Source organism: Herbihabitans rhizosphaerae (genome assembly GCF_004216555.1).
GTDB lineage: Bacteria > Actinomycetota > Actinomycetes > Mycobacteriales > Pseudonocardiaceae > Herbihabitans > Herbihabitans rhizosphaerae.
In genome coordinates this window covers 1-18,272 of sequence record NZ_SGWQ01000016.1, presented here as the reverse complement: position 1 = coordinate 18,272, position 18,272 = coordinate 1, and the positions used below count along the sequence as shown (strand labels likewise).

Sequence of the window (18,272 nt, the reverse complement as noted above, 5' to 3'; positions counted from 1 at the left end):
ACGATACATCCCATGACTTTACGTTGCATGACGATACGTCCTATGGTGGTCGGGCTTCGGCCCGTCTGGTCGGGGTGTGTGAGACAGGTTTCGGCAGGTCGGGAGGAGGTCACGGCGGATGACGCGACGCTTCGATGGGGTCGGTGGCACGGGCGCCGATCCGAAGAAGAAGTAGCAGATCATCACTCGACCGTGTAGCGGGGTGGGCTCCGAGGTTGGAGCCCACCCCGCCCTCTTTGTGGCCCTCGCGTTCCTTTTCGTTTTCTCGATGGCTGGCCTGGTCGATTCTGAATAGTGTTTACCGGTATCGTGCTTTCGTGTGGATCGCCGGACGTTAGTGAATCGCTTGTATCGTGCGAGGTTGGCGTTATTCGCCACGATTATGGCTGCGGTAGGGTTGGGGCTGTCGGCGGTCTCGCAACTACCTGGGGTGAAAGATGTCGCGGTGCTGCCGGTCAAGGACATCGGCGGTGGTTTGTTCACGACAGGGCTTGTCATTCTGGTTGTCGATTACCTCATATCGCGGAACCTGATCATGGCTTTTCTTGCCGATCCCGATGCGATGAACCGTATAGCGTCACCAGACATGGTGGACCGGATCATCGAAAGCGGTCTTGATTCTCGCCTGAACGATCCCGTTCTGGCTCGCGATCTCTACACCGATCTGCGAGAGCACGTCATCGATGTCGACGAGCGCCGGTATGACACCCACGTGTCAATCACGCTGACACCCTGGCAGAACGGTCCCGCCGAGGGTGAGGGCGCGATGTTCGTTGCCACCGTGCGATGGGATTACCGCGTGACCGGGCGAACCGGTGTACACCGGTTCGCCTGCGTCGGAGACGCAGGCGAATACAGGCAGCTTTTGCGTGATCCGACTGTCACCAAGGTCGTTCACATGGACCCGCGAACAGGCTTGGACCCCGGCGCTGCGGATGTGTTCGAGTTGGTGGAGTTCACGATCAATGGTGTCTCGCAACGGATCGAGCATCGGCGGCGCGACGGCGGGCAGGTCTTCTCGGCTGAGAGCCCGGACGTGGGCGGTGGGGAACGTCATGTCAGCTACACGTATCGGGCGTTGACGCCGCGGCACGGGCACCTGTTCTACATTGATATCGACAGACCCACCCACGGCATCCGCGCCGACTTCACCCACCATGACTGCGGTATTCGGTACGTCAACGTTCCCGATTTCCTCGGCAGCCCTCGTGATCCCTGGGTGCACCGCAGCCCGGAGACCTCGTCGACCTCAGTGATCAGTCTCAGCCACGACGGCTGGATACTCCCCAAGACCGGCATCACCTACACCTGGACACTCCACGACGAGCTTCGAAGCGGTGGCCCTGCCGGTCATTGACTGCTGCTGCGAACGAACCGGTCAGCCGGGCCACGGGTGTCCGTTCGGCTGTCCGGTCGCGTCGAGCACGGCCTGGTGTTGTCGCTGGTGAGCGGGTGCGTGGCGGTGCTGTGGGGCGCTGACTTACCCCTGTAACCGACAGCACCCTCGATGTGACATGAATCAAGAGAGAGCACGTGACCGGTCGCCGCGCGGCTTCGACCGGTCACGTGCTCTCTCTGCTCTGCGGTGCGCGTGTTTGCCCTCCCCTGCCGCTCCCCCTCTCCGTGGCCGCCCTGGGTGGTTCTAGGCTTCTGTGTAGGTTCCTGGCTTGCGCGGGTTTGTGGTGAATCGTGGACCTGTTGAGGGTTGGGGGCTGAGACGGCCGGCCGGGTTTGCCCCCGCCGTGTGCGGGTCCGGTCGGCCGTCGCTCTAGCCATAGTGGGGGCGCGCAGGATTTCTGCGCGCCCCCACTGTCTTATGTGACAGGGTTGAGACGTCGGGGTGGGCCTTGGTGGTGTTGTTCGAGCCCCTCGGGTGGAAGGTCCGACGGCCCGTCGTTGTCGCACAAGCGCCAGTAAAACTCAGCGATGGTGTCGATTTGGGCGTAGAGTTCGCGTCTGCTGGAGAATCCCCACAGAGTGAGGTCTTGCTCGACGTAGGTGACCAGTCCCCACAAGTCATCGCTCTCGCGGCAAATGGCGACGATGACGTAGGGCCAGTCTCCGAGATCCCAACCATGCGCACCCCACAACGGAATCTCGCACCACCCGTAGTGAGGTAGTTGGTCCATCCAGTCGTAACCGTCTCCGCCCGAGTCGTCGTACGGCAGTGGCGGCAATTGCCGCGCCAAATCATTCATGTAGATGGTCATGGAAAAACACTTCCTGTGTGAATCGTGATTTGTCCCGAGGGTTTGCCGTCCCCGAGGTGCCACCACCATAAGTGGTTGACCACTTTATTGTGGCACTGAATTGTGAAGTGGTCAACCATTTGTGGGAGGCTGTGGGCTATGGCTAATCAACACCGGTATCCGGCCCGTGCCCTACGTCCACCACCGCCGATATGGGAACAAGCCGCCACACACGCCACAGCACGTGATCTCGACATGAACACGTACCTCGTGGCCTGTGTTCGGTGGCTTGCCGAAGACCCCAAGGGCGCGCTTCGGAGAGTCGGGCCGTTCCTGACCGGTCCCGCGCCGCGAGGCAGACCAAAGAAACAGGCATAGCGGCGGTTGACTGCGTCGGTGTCCGAGCTACGGGGGAAGCTCGGTGTTTACGCTGTGGCGGTTCGTCGCGCGCCATGCTCACGCAGCAACCGCTTGACGCTCGATAGACCGATCGCGAACCGGTCGGCAAGCTCTCGCGCCGTCACCCCTGACAGGTAGGCCGACACCAGCTCCCGCACGTCCGCCTCGCTCAACCGATCACGGACCCGCCAGACCCGCGGAACACGCTCACATCGGACGCTTCGACGCTCACTGACCGGAGCAGCGCCCGCCCGCTGCAACCGATCCACCGCCTTGAGCAGGTCAACCAGCAGGTCAGAACGGTTCGAGTAAGCCATCAGCAGGTCCGGCCCGGTCGACGGCTGGCGCGAGCTGATCCCCCGCCATCTCGACGAGCTGGTGCCGGCGTGGCGCGAACCCGCCGCCTGGGAGGGCGAGTCGGAGGCCGGCGGCGTGCGCCTGCCCGCCGAGATGCTCGCCGGCGTCGCGCTGCAGGAGCTGACGGTGCACGGGTGGGACCTCGCCCGCGCCACCGGTCAACCGTTCACGCCCGACGCGCTCACCGTGGAGGTGCTGCACTCCGCCGTGGCCCCGTTCGTCACCGGCGAGGACGTGCCCGGCCTGTTCAAGGCCCCGGTCCCGGTGGCGGACGACGCGCCGCTGCTCGATCGCACCATCGCGCTCACCGGGCGGGACCCGAACTGGACTCCGTCTACTTAGGACGGTTTGGGTGAATCGGTTCCCGGGTGCGGGACAGTCCACTTGCCGCGCGTGAAGTCCGGAATGTCCACAGTGGACGCCTTGCGGCCGATCGACTTGGCGCTCAACGGGAACGGCGCGCTCCACGCCGCCGAGTCGTACACGTCGATGTCCGGCGGCAGCCCGAGCTGCATGCACTGGTTGAGCCGCCACAGCATGATGTAGTCCATGCCGCCGTGCCCGCCGGGGCCAGGGCCGACATCGGTCCACAGCCAGTGATCGAACGACTTGTAGTCGTCCCAGTTCCGCCACTTGTGGTCGGTGTGCTCCGGCTCCAGGTACACCCTCGGTGTGTAGTCCTCGAACGTGCCCTTGGTGCCGATGATGTGGTTCAGCCGCGAGTACGGGTGCGGCGATGACACGTTGTGCACGAGGTGGATGACCCGGCCCTTCTCGGTCCGGATCAGGCTGGTCGTGGTGTCACCTTTGACATACGTCTCGCCAAAGGTCGGATCGCCCGGCGGCATGTGCGCCGCGCGGTACTCGGCGAGCCCGCGCGCCGGCGTGCTGGTCGAGGTGATCGACACCAGCCGGTCGCCCCGGTTGATGTCCATGTACGCGGCGACCGGGCCGAGCCCGTGCGTCGGGTACAGGTCACCGTTGACCTTCGTGTGCCACGCCCGCCGCCACTGGCCGGCGTAGTACGTCTTGGAGAACAGCAACTCGCGCAGGTCGTGCACGTACGCGCCGGAACCCTGCAGCACCTCGCCGAACTTGCCGGCGTGCACCACGCGCAGCGCCCGCAGCTCGTTGCGCCCGTAGTTGCAGTTCTCCAGCTGGATGCAGTGCCTGCGAGTCTGCTCGGAGGTGTCCACCAGATCCCAGAGTTCCTTGATCGTGGTGGCGAACGGTGTCTCGAGGCCGACGTGCTTGCCGGCCTTCATCGCGGCGATTCCCATCGGGTGGTGCCATTCCCACGGCGTCGCGATGTAGACGAGGTCGATGTCCTCGCGTGCGAGGAGTTGCTCGAAGGCGTGCTCGCTGCCGGAGAACCGCGCGGGCTCCGGCTGCCCGGCGTCGGTGACCACCTTCGCCGCCTCGGCCACCCTGGCCGGATCCACGTCGCACAGCGCGGTGACCTTCGCGCCGGGCACGGCCAGGAACAGCGGCAGCATGCTGGCGCCCCGGTTGCCCAGGCCGATCAGCGCGAACCTCGGGTTCGCGCGCTTCTCGAACGGCACGCCGATCATGGTGTCGCCACGCCTGCGCGGCACCCGAGTGTCCTCGTCCACGGCCCGCGGATCGGCCGAGGCGGGTGTGCCGGCGCCGAGTGCCGCGGCGCCGATACCAGCGGCCGCGGTACCGCGCAGGATGGCTCGACGGGACAGGCCGGAGGGTTCGTTTGACTGCGTTGTCATGCGCTCTCCCGACAGATCGTGCTCGAAACTGACAAACTTCAAGCACGGTCGCACACTTTCATGCAGCCGTAATCCGGCAAAAGGAGTAGTCCCCGCGCGCGTTCAGATCAACGTCGGGTCGCGCAGCTCGGCCCGGATCGCGGCGAGCACGTCCTGCTCGCTCCCGTCCGTGGTGAAGCCGGCGGCCAGCCGGTGCCCGCCACCGCCGAGGCTGTTGGCGACCATCCGCACGTCGACCCTGCTGGTGGCCCGCAGCGACACCGACCACCGCCGCTCGGCGACCTGCTTGAGCACCGAGGTCACCTCCGCCTCCGCCGCGGTGCGCACCACGTCGACGACGCTCTCCACCTCTTCCCAGCGCACGCCGTCCATGTCCGACAGCCGCACCACCGCGTGCGCCCAGCCGAGACCGCCGACCGCGTCCGGCTCGAACTCCGCCCGCCCGAGCACCGCGGACAGCATGCGCAGCCAGGCGAACGAGTGCGTGTCCATCAGCTCCCGCGACACCGCGTCACTGTCCACGCCGGACTCCAGCAACCGCGCGGCGATCTCGTGCGTGCGCGGCCGCGCGCGGCGGAACGAGCTGGTGTCGGTGACCAGCCCCGCGTACAGGCACCGCGCGATCGGCTCGTCGATCACCACACCCAACTCGTCGAGCACGTCCAGCACCAGCACCACGGTCGCCTCCGCGTGCTCGTCCACGAGATTGTGCGTGCCGAACCGGGTGTTCGACGCGTGGTGATCGATCACCAGCACCGGGCCGCCGGCCGCCACCCGGTCGGCCAGCCCGCCGAGCCGGTCCACCGATCCGCAGTCCACCGCGACGAGCAGCTCCGGCGCGTGCGGCACCTCCTCCACCGGCACGATGAGGCCCTCGAAATCCAAGGCGCGCAACGAGTTCGGCGCCTCCCGCGGCGCGCCGAAGGACACCCGCACCCGCACACCGCGCCGGTGCAGCCCCAGCCCCAGGGCCAGCGCGCTGCCGAGCGCGTCGGCGTCCGGGTTCACGTGCGCGATCAGGGTCACGTCGGTCGCGGCGCGCAGCAGCTCGGCCGCCTCGCGCGCATCCACACCGGTCACGGCTACAGCCTCGCATTTTCCGGGCCCGGCACGACACCCATCGGTCGCGTGTCACAGCGTGAACGGCCGCGAGGACTAGGCTCCGATGTACACAGCTCTCCACGAACCGACTGCGAGTGACGATGACCGCGCGGCACGACGACGACCGGACCGACGACCGCGGGCAACAGTTCGACATCGTGGCCGTCGCGTCGTCGGCCGGCGGCATCCGCGCGCTCACGACGCTGCTCGGCGGGCTTCCCGCGACGTTCCCGGTGCCCGTCCTCGTCGTGCAGCACCTGGACCCCAAGCACGACACGACGCTCGTGGACGTACTCGCCAGGCGGTGCGAGCTCGAGGTTCGCTTCGGACAAGCCGGCGCCAAGCCGGAGGCCGGCGTGGTCTACGTCGCGCCCCCTGATCAGCACCTGGTCATGCGGCCGGGCGGCCGTCTCACGCTGTCGCACGGCGAGCGTGTCCACTTCGTGCGGCCCTCGGCCGACATGCTGTTCGAGTCGGTGGCACGTGCGCTCGGGCCGAGGGTCATCGCCTGCGTGCTGACCGGGTCGGGCAGCGACGGCGCGCAGGGTGTCAGCGCGATCAAGGCGTGCGGCGGCACGGTGATCGTCGAAGATCCGGACACCGCACAGTTCACGGGCATGCCCCAGGCGGCGGTGAAAACCGGCTCGGTGGACTTCCGGGTGCCCGGTGACGAAATCGCCGCGGTCCTTCTGACACTCGTGGAGAAGCAGGGGGCACCCGAATGACATCCGACAGATCCGACGACACCGACCTCGAGGAACTGCTCGAGTTCATCAGGGACGCGCGTGGGTTCGACTTCACCGGATACAAGCGCTCCTCGCTCGCCAGGCGGGTCCGCAAGCGGATGTCCAACGTGCGGACCGACTCCTACCGCGACTACCGGGACCTGCTGGAGACCAGCGCCGAGGAGTTCGTGCAGCTGTTCAACACGATCCTGATCAACGTCACCAGCTTCTTCCGCGACGAGGAGACCTGGACGCATCTCCGGGAGGTCATCCTGCCGGCGCTGCTCGCCGACCGCGACGACGGCGAGATCCGAGTATGGAGCGCCGGCTGCTCCAGCGGCGAGGAGGCGTACTCACTGGCGATGACGTTCGCCGAGGTGATCGGCGAACCGGAGTGCGCCGCGCGGGTCAAGATCTACGGCACCGACGTCGACGAGGAGGCACTGCGGGAAGCCAGAACGGCGACCTATTCCACCCGCGCCATCGAGGCCGTGCCCGAGGCGATGCGCGCCAAGTATTTCGAGCCGAGCGGGCGACAATTCAGCTTCCGCACCGACCTTCGCCGCCGGGTGATCTTCGGCAGGCACGACATCACGCGGGACGCTCCCATATCCAGGCTCGACCTGCTGGTGTGCAGGAATACGCTGATGTACTTCAACGTCGAGACCCAGTCGCACATCATCGACAGATTTCATTATGCCCTCCGAAGCGGCGGTCACCTCTTCCTCGGCAAAGCCGAGATGCTGCTGTCCGACAGCCAGCGTTTCGAGATCGCGAACAAGCGGCAACGAATCTTCATTCGCCGCCACGGCGACAACAACGGTGCCACCCGCAAGCCGAGCACCTTTAAGCTCGACTCGAATGGCGGCCCGGAATTGCGGGACAGCGACAGCCGGCACCTGCTCCGCGACCTGGTATTCGAGACCTCGCCCAACGCGGTGCTCTGCGTCGACACCGACGGCAAGGTCATCCTGATCAACTCGCAGGCCCGCGCCCAGTTCAACCTCACAACACACGACATCGGCCGTCCGTTCCGCGACCTCGAGGTCTCCTACCGCCCCATCGAACTGCGCTCGCTGATCGAACAGGCGCACTCCGAGCAACGCAATGTCCAGGTCAGCGCGGCGGGTCTCCGACGAAAACGTGCAGTATTTCGACATCATCATTCAGCCGCTCACCACCGAGAACGATCTGGTCGCCGGTTTCGCGGTCGTATTCGTGGACACGACACTCGCCACCCGCCTGCAGATCGAGGTCAAACGCAGCAGGCAGGACCTGGAAACGGCGTACGAAGAGCTGCAGTCCACCAACGAAGAACTCGAAACAACCAACGAAGAACTCCAGTCCAGCATCGAGGAACTGGAGACGACCAACGAAGAACTCGAAACAACCAACGAAGAACTCCAGTCCGGCAACGAGGAACTGGAGACGACCAACGAGGAGATGCGCATCCAGACCGCCGAGTTGGACGAGGCGCGCGCGTTCCTCGAGGGCGTGCTGTCCAGTGTCGGCGCCGGTGTCGTCGTGCTCGACGCGGACACCCAGGTGCGCAGTTGGAACCGTGGCGCGGAGGAGCTGTGGGGGCTGCGCCAGCACGAGGTGCGTCTCGAGGACTTCTTCTCGCTCGACTTCGGACTACCCACCTCGGATCTCCGGGAGTTGGTCCGCGAATGCGTCGCCGTCAAGAGCCGGACCGGGCCGGTCGAATTGCGGGCCGTCAACCGGATCGGCCGGACGATCACCTGCACGGTGGTCTGCTCACCGCTCGACGGCTCGACCGACGGCGTGGTGCTCCTGATGGAGGACATCACCAATCGGTGATCAGCGAATTAATCGGTGGCATAAGACCGCGACGGGCGTAGGGTCGAATTGTGACGTGGCCGATCGAGGCACGACTGAGCCGCGCACGCGGTCGAGCCGAGGTGGAGCGGGCGCAGCGGGCGGCCGCTCTCGCCGCGCGACACGAGAATCTGGCCGCCACCACGGACAACGACACGCTGCGCTCGTTCCACGCCGCGATCGCCGCGACGCATCGCAGGATCGAGGAGCGGCACACCGTGACCGCCACACTGCACCAGACGTACGCCGACCGGCTCGCGCTGTGCGACAAGGCCGATCAGAGTTCGCGGTCCTGTGCGATCCCGTCCTTCATGGCGTCCGTCGCGACCGCTCTCGGCTCGACCGGCGCGGCGGTCACCCTCGTCGGGGAGACCCCCGAGGCGTCCGTGTTCGCGACCTCGGACACGACCGCCGGGGCGGCCCAGGACCTGGAGTACACCTACGGCGAGGGCCCAGGCCGCGACGCCGTCCGCTTCGGACTGACCATGGCCGGACACGGGCAGGCGTTATGCCGGCGGTGGCCCAACTACGGGCCGGCGATCGCCGAGCTGGGCGTGCGGTCGGTGGCCGCCACCCCGCTGTTGGTCGTCGACCGCCCGATCGGAGCACTGACCGTGTTCGACTCCTCCACCGAGGCACCCACGGAGCTGAGCGGACTCGAGCGGCTCGCCGACGCGCTGGCCGACACACTGCTGATGGATTCGGCGATCCCGGAATCGATGGTGCTGTACGGCCAGGTCGACGTCCGGCCCACCGTGCACCAGGCGGTCGGCATGGTGGCCGAGCAGAATGGGTGTGGCGCGTCCGACGCGCTCGCGCTGATTCGCGCGCACGCGTTCTCGACCGACATGCCGGTCACCGCGGTGGCCGAGGACGTCGTAGCCAGGCGCGTCCGACTGGGCTGACACCGCTGACTGCGTTCGGGCCTTTCCAGAGCGTGTTCGGCGGGAAAGAATCGGGGCGACCAGTCCCAGGGGCGGCGGGAGGTCATCATTCCAGCTTCAGAGCAACGAATTCGCGAGACGTTCCTCGAACTGACCGACACACTCGTCGATCGTTTCGACCGGGAGGAGTTTCTCGGCATGCTCGCGAGCCGTGCGGCCGAATTCCTCGAGGTCACGGCGGCCGCGGTGATCGCGACCGGGGAGACGGCGACGGTCGAGCTGGCCGTCGGCAGCTCCGAGGCGGCACGGCTGACCGCTCTGCTCCAGGTGCGGTACTCGGAGGGACCGGGAATCGAGGCGTTCGACCGCGGCGCGCCCGTGACGTGCTCGGATCTGGCCGACGCACCGGAGCGGTGGGCGACCTTCGCGCCGACGGCCAGGGAGTTCGACTACTCGGCGGCGCACGCGTTCCCGATGCGGCTGCGCGAGCAGAAGGTCGGCGCGCTCCTCGCGTTCGACAACCGTCCCGGTGAGCTGACCGCGTCGATGACGGAGTTGGGCGGGGCGCTGGCCACCGCGGCGACGCTGGGCCTGCTGCACCATCGCGCGCTGCGCGGCCAGGCGGCGACCGCTGAGCAGTTGAAGGGCACGCTGAGCAGCAAGATCCGGATCGAGCAGGCCAAGGGCGTGCTGGCGGAGCGCATGCAGACCACGGTGGACGACGCGTTCGCGACACTGCGGGAGCGGGCGCGGCAACAGAACCTCATGCTGCTCGACGCCGCCGAGGCGGTGCTGTCCGACGAGATCGAACCGCCCGATCAGCGATAGCCGCCGAGGAAGCGCAACACCTCGGGCAGCACGCGCCGCCAGTAGCCGACGTCGTGCGCCCCGGCGGTCATGCTGGCCACCTTCGGCCGCGTGCGCTCGGCCAGGGCCCGCGCACCCGGGATGAACGGATCCTTTGTGCCACAAAAGATTCCGAGCCGGCTCGGGTCCAGCTCCCCGGTGTGCCGAAGCGGCTCGACGGCCTCCCAGCGCGCCTGGGTGCCGAACACGTTGCGCGTCCTGGCCTCCGGCCAGCTGGCGAACAACGCCGGGCTGATCGCCGCCACCGCCGCCGTGCGGTGCGATCGCGCGTAGTTCAGCGCGCCGAACGCGCCCATCGAGATGCCCATCGCGGCGAACGGCTCGGGGCGCAGGCCGCGCTCGGCGAGCCAGCGCGGCACCTCCTCGGACAACATCCGCTGCGGATCGTCGCGCCGGTCGCGCCCGACCCAATAGCCGTCTCCCCCGTCCAGCCCGGCCACGGCGAACGGCGGGACACCCGCGCGCACCGCCTCGGTCAGCATCCGGGGCAGCCCGAGGTCGTGGAACATTCGCGCGTTGCCGCCCCGGCCGTGCAGGGCGAGACACACCGGCAGGTTCGCGGCCGGCACACCCTCCGGGCGCACGATCACCAGCCCGACGTCGGTGCCGCGCGCCGCGGAGCGCACCCGCTCCGCGGTGACCGAGGGCGGGGGCGGCGGGGAGCCCGGCGGAGGCAGATCCTGCGACGTCTTCCCTTGCGCCGCAACGGGTTGCCGCGTCGGTTGATCGGAACCGCCGCAGCCGGCCATGGTCAGCGCGCCGGACAGCGCTCCGCCGAGCACTGTCCGCCGCGAGACGGCCGGGTCAGACCTCATCGTCCTCGCTCGCGCGCGGCTCACGGTACGGGTCCGGCTCGCCGGCGGGGCGGGCGCCGGCGGCCTGGCGGGCCACCTCGGCGTCGGCCTCGCGCGCCCTGGCCAGCAGGTCCTCGACGCGGCGGGCGTCCTCGGGCACGGTGTCGGCGACGAACGTCAGCGTCGGGGTGAACCGCACGCCGGTGCGCTGGCCGACGGTCGTGCGCAGCACGCCCTTCGCGGACTCCAGCGCAGCGGCCACGCCGGCGGTGTCCGGCGCGGTGTCGATGCGGTCGCCGAGGACCGTGTAGTAGACGGTGGCGTCACGGAGGTCGGCGGTCACCTTCGCGTCGGTGATCGTCACACGCGCCAGGCGAGGGTCCTTCACCTCGTGCTCCAGCGACGACGCCACGATCTGCGCGATGCGCTTCGCCAACCTCTTCGCGCGGGCCGGGTCGGCCACGGCGCTCCTCCTTCTTCGTGTTCCTAGCTTGACAAACGCACCCGTGCCTGCCTGCGTACTTTAGCCCGCTAAAGTCCACAGGCCGCACAAAAGGCGCAGGTCAGCAGTGTGCTGCAGAACGTGTTCGACCGGTGTTTCGCGGCTGAACCATTCTCGCGTCCACCTCGTTCACCTTCACGCGGGCACTAATCGTCGTCGGGGCCCAGCCAGCGACGGCGAGCAGACAGCAGCTCCAACTCCGGGCGACCCGCGACGAGCCGCTCGCAGGCGTCGAGCACGTCCTGCACATGAGCCGCGTCGGCGGCCACCGCGGACACCCCGATGAGGGCGCGCCGGTGCAGGTCGCGGTGACCGGCCTCGGCGACCGCCACCTCGAACCGCCGTCGCAGCTCGGCCACCACCGGCCGCACCGCGGACCGCTTCTGCTTCAACGAGTGGACGTCACCGAGCAACACGTCCAACTCGAGCGCACCGACGTACAACGGGCACCACCGGGTTTGTCGTCGTTGAAGACTCACCGGGCGGGGGTTTGCTGGTCTTGAAGACCGGCAAACCCCCGCCGGGCGGATCGATCAGCTGCGCGGCTTCTCCCGCATCTCGTAGGTCTCGATCACGTCGTCGACCTTGAGATCGGAGTAGTTGCCGAGCGTCAGACCACACTCGAAGCCGTCGCGGACCTCGGTGACGTCGTCCTTGAACCGGCGCAGCGTGCCCACCGACAGGTTCTCCTGGACCACGACGTTGTCGCGGAGCAGGCGAGCCTTCGAGTTGCGGGTGATCACGCCGGACGTGACCAGACAACCGGCGATCGTGCCGACCTTGGAGGACTTGAACACGTCGCGAACCTCCGCGCGGCCGAGCCCGACCTCCTCGTAGATCGGCTTGAGCATGCCCTTGAGCGCCTGCTCGATCTCGTCGATCGCCTGGTAGATCACCGAGTAGTACCGCAGGTCGATGCCCTCGCGGTTGGCCAGCTCGGTGGCCTTGCCCTCGGCCCGGACGTTGAACCCGATCACGACGGCGTCCGACGCGGTCGCCAGGTTGACGTCGCCTTCGGTGATGCCGCCGACACCGCGGTGGATCACCCGCAGGTCGACCTCCTCGCCGACGTCGATCTTCGTGAGCGCGTCCTCGAGTGCCTCGACGGTACCCGAGTTGTCACCCTTGATGATCAGGTTCAGCTCGTTGGTCTCCTTGAGGGCCGTGTCCAGGTCCTCGAGGCTGATCCGCTTGCGGGACTGCGCGAACTGGGCGTTGCGCGCACGGGCGTTGCGCCGCTCGGCGATCTGCCGCGCGATCCGGTCCTCGTCGACGACCAGGAACGTGTCACCGGCGCCCGGCACCGAGGTGAACCCGATGACCTGGACGGGCCGGGACGGCGTTGCCTCTTTGATGTCCTCGTTGTGCTCGTCCAGCATCCGGCGCACGCGGCCGTACGCGTCGCCGGCGACCACCGAGTCGCCGACCCGCAGCGTGCCGCGTTGCACCAGCACCGTGGCCACCGGGCCGCGACCGCGGTCCAGGTGCGCCTCCACGGCGACGCCCTGCGCCTCCATGTTCGGGTTCGCCCGCAGGTCCAGCGCCGCGTCCGCGGTGAGCAGGATCGCCTCGAGCAGACCCTCGATGTTGACGCCCTTCTTCGCGGAGATGTCGACGAACATCGTTTCGCCGCCGTACTCCTCGGGCACCACGTTGTACTCGGACATCTGCTGGCGGATCTTGGTCGGGTTGGCCCCTTCCTTGTCGATCTTGTTCACCGCCACCACGACCGGCACCTGGGCCGCCTGCGCGTGGTTGATCGCCTCCACCGTCTGCGGCATGACACCGTCGTCCGCGGCGACCACGATCACCGCGATGTCGGTGGCCTGCGCACCACGGGCACGCATGGCGGTGAACGCCTCGTGACCCGGGGTGTCGATGAAGGTGACCAGCCGGTCGTTGCCCTCGAGCGAGGTCGCCACCTGGTAGGCACCGATGTGCTGGGTGATGCCGCCAGCCTCGCCCTCGTGGACGTTGGTCTTGCGGATCGTGTCCAGCAGGCGGGTCTTACCGTGGTCGACGTGACCCATGACGGTCACCACCGGCGGACGGGCCGCCAGTTCCTCGTCGCCACCCTCGTTCTCGCCGTAGGTGATGTCGAAGGACTCGAGCAGCTCGCGGTCCTCCTCCTCCGGGCTGACGACCTGGACCGCGTAGTTCATCTCGGTGCCGAGAAGCTCGAGGATCTCGTCGGAGACGGACTGCGTCGCGGTGACCATCTCGCCGAGGTGGAACAGCACCTGCACCAGCGAGGCCGGGTTGGCGTTGATCTTGTCCGCGAAGTCGGTCAGCGAGGCACCACGCGGCAGCCGGATCGACTCGCCGTTGCCCTTGGGCAGGCGAACACCGCCGACGCTGGGCGCCTGCATGTTCTCCATGTACTCCTGGCGCTTCTGGCGCTTGGACTTGCGCCCCTTGCGGGACGGTCCGCCGGGCCGGCCGAACGCGCCGGCCGCGCCACCACGGCCGCCGCCACCACCGGGACGACCGCCGCCACCGCGGAAACCGCCACCGCCGGCCGGTGCGCCACCGCCGCCGCCACCGGGACGGAAGCCGCCGCCTCCGCCACCGCCGCCACCGCCGCGGAAGCCGCCGCCACCGCCGCCACCGGGTCCACCACGACCGCCACCGGGACCGCCGCCAGGTCCACCACGACCGCCACCGGGGCCACCGCCAGGTCCACCACGACCGCCACCGGGGCCACCGCCAGGTCCGCCGCGTCCGCCACCGGCGGGACGGGCAGGCCGAGGCGGCATCATGCCGGGGTTCGGCCGAGGCGGCATGTTGCCGGGGCTCGGACGGGGACCGCCGGGTGCGCGCTCGCCACGAGGCGTGCCGGACGGGCGACCCTCACCGGGCCGTGCCGGACGCTCGCCGCCACCGCCACCGGGCGCGCCGGGACGGGGGCCGCTCGGGCGCGGAGCCGGGCTGGGTGCGCCACCGCCGCCGACGCCGAACGGGTTGTTGCCGACCCGCGGCGCGCGCGGCTTCGGCGAGTGCGGCTTGGTCTGCGGCTTCGGCGGGACGACCGACTGGCCGGGCGCCGGAGCGCCCTTCGCCGCGGCGGGCTTCTCCTGCTCGGGCGCGGGCTCGGGCTCAGGTTCGGGCTTCGCGGGCGCCTTGGGACCCGGCTTCGGGCCGGGCTTGCTGGCCGCGGCCGGCGCGGGCGCCTGCTCGACCGGCTTGGGCGCGGGCTTTGCCGCCGGTGCCTCGGGGGCCGCCGCCGGTGCCTCGGGGGCCGCCGCCGGAGCCTTCGCGGCCGGTTTCGGGGCGCTCCTCGGCTTCGACTTCGCCGGAGCGTCACCGTTCGACTTGGGGTACGCGTCCCGCAACCTGCGGGCCACCGGCGCCTCGACCGTCGAGGACGCGGACTTGACGAACTCGCCCTGCTCCTTCAGCTTGGCGAGTACTTCCTTACTTGTGATACCGAGCTCTTTAGCCAGCTCGTGCACGCGGGCCTTGCCTGCCACTGCTCTCCTCGTCTGATGAGGCCGGGCCGGGCAAGATCCCCGCTCGACCTCGTCTATTGTCGCGCGTTCATGTCTTCAGCTTCACGGCTGACTCATGACGGGTCGACCTGCTTTCCTGTCTTTCCGGACGCGGGAGCCTCCCGCGTCGCCTGTTCGAGCCACGTGCGCACGGCGTCGATCTCGAGCGGCCCCTGGACCCGTAGGGCCCTCGGAAACGCTCGCCGCCGCTCGGCCAAGCGGAGGCAGTCGGGATCGGGGTGAATCCACGCCCCGCGCCCCGGCAACCGCCGCCGTGGATCCACCTGAAGCCGCGAATCCACGATGACCACACGCACCAGCTCGCCGGCCAGCGATCGTCGCCGGCATCCGACGCATGTCCTCACGGGGCCTTCACCCTGGAGACGTGCGGAAACCGGTTCCTGGCGCTGAACCACTACCGAGTCTATCTTGTGCGGCTCAGTCGGCCGAACCGGATGTCGGTGCGGCCGTCTGCGGGTTCTCGTCGGGGGCCGCGTCGCTGCGGATGTCGATCCGCCAGCCGGTCAGCCGGGCCGCGAGCCGGGCGTTCTGGCCCTCCTTGCCGATGGCGAGGGACAGCTGGAAGTCCGGAACGATCACCCGCGCGGTCTTGGCCCGCTCGTCGATGACCCTGACCGACACAACCTTGGCCGGGGACAGCGCATTCCCGACGAACGTGGCCGGATCGTCGGAGTAGTCGATGATGTCGATCTTCTCGCCGTGCAACTCGCTCATCACGTTGCGCACCCGGGCGCCCATCGGGCCGATGCAGGCGCCCTTGGCGTTCACGCCCTGCACGGTGGACCGCACGGCGATCTTGGTGCGGTGCCCGCCCTCGCGCGCGACCGCGGGGATCTCGACGGTGCCGTCGGCGATCTCCGGGACCTCGAGCGCGAACAGCCTGCGCACCAGGTTCGGGTGGGTGCGCGAGAGAGTGATCTGGGTTCCGCGCGCTCCCCTGGCGACGGTGACCACGTAGCACTTGAGGCGGGTGCCGTGCTCGTAGCGCTCGCCGGGGACCTGCTCGCCCTGCGGCAGCACGCCCTCGGTGTCGCCGACGCCGACGACGACCATGCCGCGCGAGTTGGCCCGCGCGTCGCGCTGCACGACGCCGGCCACGATCTCGCCCTCCTTGGCGGAGAACTCGCCGAAGGTCTTCTCGTGCTCCGCGTCGCGCAGGCGCTGGAGGATGACCTGGCGGGCGGTGGTGGCGGCGATCCTGCCGAAGCCCTCGGGAGTGTCGTCCCATTCCTGGGTGACGTCGCCGTCCGCGCCGATCTCGTAGGCGATGACGCGCACGATGCCGGTCCGCCGGTCGATGTCGATCTTGGCGTGCGACTGGTGGCCGTCGGTGTGCTTGTACGCGGTGAGCAATGCGGACTCGATCGCCTCGATCACCGTGTCGAAGGGGATGTCCTTGTCGCGTTCGATCGCCCGGAGTGCGGCGATGTCGACGTTCACCCTGACCCCTCCTCGGTGTCCGAATCCTCCCGCAAGAGGGCGAGTTCCTCATCGGGTGCCTGCTTGAACTCCACCTCGACCACGGCGTGCTCGACAGAGTCGTAACGCACCGTGCGCACCGAGCCGTCGACGAGCATCCGCACGCCGCCGGCCGGGTCGTCGTCCACGCGCCCGACCCTGCCGGTGAACGACGTGCCGTCGGTGCCCTTGACGGCGACCAGCCGCGACCGGGCCCGGCGCCAGTGCCGGGGTTTGGTCAGCGGGCGATCCACGCCTGGCGAGGTGACCTCGAGAGTGTACGGACCGCCGAAAGCGTCATTCGGGCCGTCCACCGTGTCGTCGCTGTCCAGGGCGGCGGAGATGGCGCGGCTGGCCTCGGCCACTTCGTCGAGGCCGATGCCGGCGTCGTTATCGACGACGATCTTGACCACGCGCTTGCGACCGGCCTGGCGTACGTCGAGCGATTCCAGCTCGAAACCGGCGCCGGCGACGGCCTCGGCCACCACCGGCTCGAGCGCCGCGCGGGCGCGCTCCTGGCTGGACAACTCAACGCTCCGTGGATGGTCTGGTGCAGAGGACAACCACCACGCTCGCGCTGCACTCATCGAGTGTGGTGGCTCAGCGTATCCCCTCGGGAGGACCCCGGCGGCACGGGAGATCAGCAACGACGACCGTGTCGGGCTGTGTCGCCGGCCGTTTGGCAGGATGGCGAACCGTGCCAGTTCAGCGGGGTCGACCGCACGACAGGAGATCGGTGCTGCGCGCGGGGGCACTCGCCGCGGTCGCGGCACCGCTGATCGCGAGCGGGTGTACCGACGAGCCGGCGGCTCCCCCGCCACCGGATCCGCTCGCCGACCTGGCCGCACGGGCCCGTGCGGACGCGGCGGCGGCGCAGGCGGTCGCCGGTGCCGCGCCGGAACTGGCGGCGCCGGCCGGCGAGATCGCGCGGCTGCGCACAGAGCACGCGGTGGCACTGCAAGCCGAAGTCGATCGGGCGCGCCCGCCGTCGTCGGCGCCATCGCCGGCGCCGCCTGTCGCCGCGCCCCCGAACGGGCGGGCGCACCTGCTGGAGTCGCTGCGGATTGCCGAGGAGCAGGCGGCCGCGCTGGTGCCGACCGTGCCGAGGCATCGCGCCGGGCTGCTCGGGTCGGTCGTGGCCGGGTGCGCGGGGTTGCGGGAGGTGTTCGCGTGAGCGGGCAGCCCAAGCCGTTGCCGGCCGACAGCGTGGAGGCTGTGCAGCGCGCGCTCGGTGCGGAGCATGCCGCGTTGTGGGTGTACAGCCTGGTGAGCGCGTTCCTTCCGCCGTCGTTCGACGCTCCGTTGCGCGAAGGGACGACGGCGCACCGCGCGCGGAGGGACGCCACGGAGCGCGCGCTCGCCGCGTCGGGTGCGACCCCGAGGCCGGCCGAGCCCGGGTACCGGTTGCCGCAGCCGGTGACCGACCAGGCGACGGCGATCACGTCGGTGGTCGCGGCGGAGACGGACGCGACGGTCGCCTGGCGCGCGGTGCTGGAGCGCACCGACGACGCCGAGCTGCGCCGCGCCGCACTGGAGGCGTTGACCAACGCGGCCGTGCGCGGCACGCGGTGGCGCAAGACCGGCAGGATCGCGCCGACGTTCACGGCGTTTCCCGGCAAGCCCTGACGTCGAATCAGGCCACGCCGACGTGGTGCATGGTGTTGCGGATGGCTTTGCGTGCCGGGTCGATCCACGCGGGCGGGATGTAGTAGGGAATCCCGTCTTGCATGATGATTTCCCAGTCTTGTTGGTGGATGGTGGTGTGATGGAATCGGCAGAGCAGTGTCATGAGTTCTGCCGAGGTTATTCCGCCTTCGATCCAGTGGATGATGTGGTGTGCGTCGGTCCATTCTGGTCAATACCACTAAGTTAAGCTTTGTTGGTTCCATGGAATGTTGAACACGCCGCG

The 18,272-nt window shown here is 68.8% G+C and carries 20 protein-coding genes and 1 pseudogene; 9 read left to right on the top strand and 12 right to left on the bottom strand.

Annotated elements, in window-relative coordinates:
* The first annotated feature begins 361 nt into the window (after positions 1-361).
* On the top strand, positions 362-1,357 hold the full coding sequence (locus EV193_RS30565) for a hypothetical protein (RefSeq protein ID WP_130348432.1): 996 nt from the start codon (positions 362-364) through the stop codon (positions 1,355-1,357).
* Positions 1,358-1,814: 457 nt separating this feature from the next.
* Here EV193_RS30565 and EV193_RS30560 read toward each other — a convergent pair whose 3' ends face one another.
* Positions 1,815-2,210 carry a hypothetical protein gene (locus EV193_RS30560; RefSeq protein ID WP_130348431.1) on the bottom strand — a complete coding sequence of 132 codons (396 nt, stop codon included), beginning with the start codon at positions 2,208-2,210 and terminating at the stop codon, positions 1,815-1,817.
* 404 nt (positions 2,211-2,614) lie between these two features.
* Complete coding sequence (locus tag EV193_RS30555; protein WP_130348430.1) at positions 2,615-2,905, bottom strand: hypothetical protein; 291 nt, start codon at positions 2,903-2,905, stop codon at positions 2,615-2,617.
* A gap of 61 nt (positions 2,906-2,966) precedes the next feature.
* On the opposite strand from EV193_RS30555, the gene EV193_RS30550 reads away from it, so the two are divergent.
* Entirely contained in the window at positions 2,967-3,287 is a 321-nt protein-coding gene (locus tag EV193_RS30550; protein ID WP_242613783.1) for a TIGR03086 family metal-binding protein, read from the top strand.
* Here EV193_RS30550 and EV193_RS30545 read toward each other — a convergent pair.
* Positions 3,284-4,684, bottom strand: coding sequence for a Gfo/Idh/MocA family protein (locus tag EV193_RS30545; RefSeq protein ID WP_130348428.1), 1,401 nt, complete (start codon positions 4,682-4,684; stop codon positions 3,284-3,286). The two genes, EV193_RS30550 and EV193_RS30545, sit on opposite strands and share 4 nt — an antisense overlap.
* 102 nt (positions 4,685-4,786) lie before the next feature.
* Positions 4,787-5,764: a DHH family phosphoesterase gene (locus EV193_RS30540; RefSeq protein WP_130348427.1), complete on the bottom strand. Its 978-nt coding sequence runs from the start codon at positions 5,762-5,764 to the stop codon at positions 4,787-4,789.
* Between the two features lie 122 nt (positions 5,765-5,886).
* Between EV193_RS30540 and EV193_RS30535 the strand changes: the two genes are divergently transcribed.
* The 5 genes and pseudogenes from EV193_RS30535 (at position 5,887) to EV193_RS30520 (ending at position 10,061) form a co-directional block, all read left to right on the top strand.
* Positions 5,887-6,510 (top strand): chemotaxis protein CheB, encoded by a 624-nt coding sequence (locus EV193_RS30535; protein WP_130348426.1) that lies wholly within the window; start codon positions 5,887-5,889, stop codon positions 6,508-6,510.
* A pseudogene (locus tag EV193_RS34640) lies at positions 6,507-7,646 on the top strand (CheR family methyltransferase); the annotation flags it as partial. The gene EV193_RS30535 and the pseudogene EV193_RS34640, both read left to right, overlap by 4 nt.
* Positions 7,647-7,653: 7 nt before the next feature.
* Positions 7,654-8,331, top strand: a complete 678-nt coding sequence (locus EV193_RS34635) for a PAS domain S-box protein (protein ID WP_341273213.1) — start codon at positions 7,654-7,656, stop codon at positions 8,329-8,331.
* 50 nt (positions 8,332-8,381) lie between these two features.
* Positions 8,382-9,254 (top strand): ANTAR domain-containing protein, encoded by an 873-nt coding sequence (locus tag EV193_RS30525; protein ID WP_130348425.1) that lies wholly within the window; start codon positions 8,382-8,384, stop codon positions 9,252-9,254.
* A 9-nt stretch (positions 9,255-9,263) separates the two neighbouring features.
* A complete protein-coding gene (locus EV193_RS30520) occupies positions 9,264-10,061 on the top strand; it encodes an ANTAR domain-containing protein (protein WP_341273215.1) in 798 nt (265 codons plus the stop codon).
* Here EV193_RS30520 and EV193_RS30515 read toward each other — a convergent pair.
* The 7 genes from EV193_RS30515 to rimP all read right to left on the bottom strand — a co-directional run bounded on the left by EV193_RS30515 (position 10,052) and on the right by rimP (position 16,890).
* Positions 10,052-10,915, bottom strand: coding sequence for an alpha/beta hydrolase (locus EV193_RS30515; RefSeq protein ID WP_130348423.1), 864 nt, complete (start codon positions 10,913-10,915; stop codon positions 10,052-10,054). The two genes, EV193_RS30520 and EV193_RS30515, sit on opposite strands and share 10 nt — an antisense overlap.
* A complete protein-coding gene (rbfA, locus tag EV193_RS30510) occupies positions 10,905-11,357 on the bottom strand; it encodes a 30S ribosome-binding factor RbfA (protein WP_130348422.1) in 453 nt (150 codons plus the stop codon). The genes EV193_RS30515 and rbfA overlap by 11 nt, the downstream gene beginning before the upstream one ends.
* 185 nt (positions 11,358-11,542) lie before the next feature.
* The gene (locus EV193_RS30505) at positions 11,543-11,839 is read right to left on the bottom strand and encodes a DUF503 domain-containing protein (RefSeq protein WP_130348421.1); all 297 of its coding nucleotides are present in this window, start codon (positions 11,837-11,839) and stop codon (positions 11,543-11,545) included.
* 90 nt (positions 11,840-11,929) lie between these two features.
* Positions 11,930-14,866 (bottom strand): translation initiation factor IF-2, encoded by a 2,937-nt coding sequence (infB, locus tag EV193_RS30500; RefSeq protein WP_130348420.1) that lies wholly within the window; start codon positions 14,864-14,866, stop codon positions 11,930-11,932.
* A 92-nt stretch (positions 14,867-14,958) separates the two neighbouring features.
* Positions 14,959-15,186, bottom strand: coding sequence for a YlxR family protein (locus EV193_RS30495; protein WP_242613793.1), 228 nt, complete (start codon positions 15,184-15,186; stop codon positions 14,959-14,961).
* Positions 15,187-15,322: 136 nt separating this feature from the next.
* Positions 15,323-16,345, bottom strand: a complete 1,023-nt coding sequence (gene nusA, locus EV193_RS30490) for a transcription termination factor NusA (protein ID WP_130348418.1) — start codon at positions 16,343-16,345, stop codon at positions 15,323-15,325.
* Positions 16,342-16,890, bottom strand: a complete 549-nt coding sequence (rimP, locus tag EV193_RS30485; protein ID WP_242613782.1) for a ribosome maturation factor RimP — start codon at positions 16,888-16,890, stop codon at positions 16,342-16,344. The genes nusA and rimP overlap by 4 nt, the downstream gene beginning before the upstream one ends.
* Before the next feature lie 209 nt (positions 16,891-17,099).
* On the opposite strand from rimP, the gene EV193_RS34310 reads away from it, so the two are divergent.
* Both EV193_RS34310 and EV193_RS34305 read left to right on the top strand, forming a co-directional pair.
* Positions 17,100-17,537, top strand: coding sequence for a hypothetical protein (locus EV193_RS34310; RefSeq protein ID WP_242613781.1), 438 nt, complete (start codon positions 17,100-17,102; stop codon positions 17,535-17,537).
* Entirely contained in the window at positions 17,534-17,989 is a 456-nt protein-coding gene (locus EV193_RS34305; protein WP_242613780.1) for a ferritin-like domain-containing protein, read from the top strand. The genes EV193_RS34310 and EV193_RS34305 overlap by 4 nt, the downstream gene beginning before the upstream one ends.
* A 7-nt stretch (positions 17,990-17,996) precedes the next feature.
* On the opposite strand, the gene EV193_RS33560 is transcribed toward EV193_RS34305, so the two are convergent.
* Positions 17,997-18,152, bottom strand: coding sequence for a hypothetical protein (locus EV193_RS33560; protein WP_165401558.1), 156 nt, complete (start codon positions 18,150-18,152; stop codon positions 17,997-17,999).
* Between the last annotated feature and the right edge of the window lie 120 nt (positions 18,153-18,272).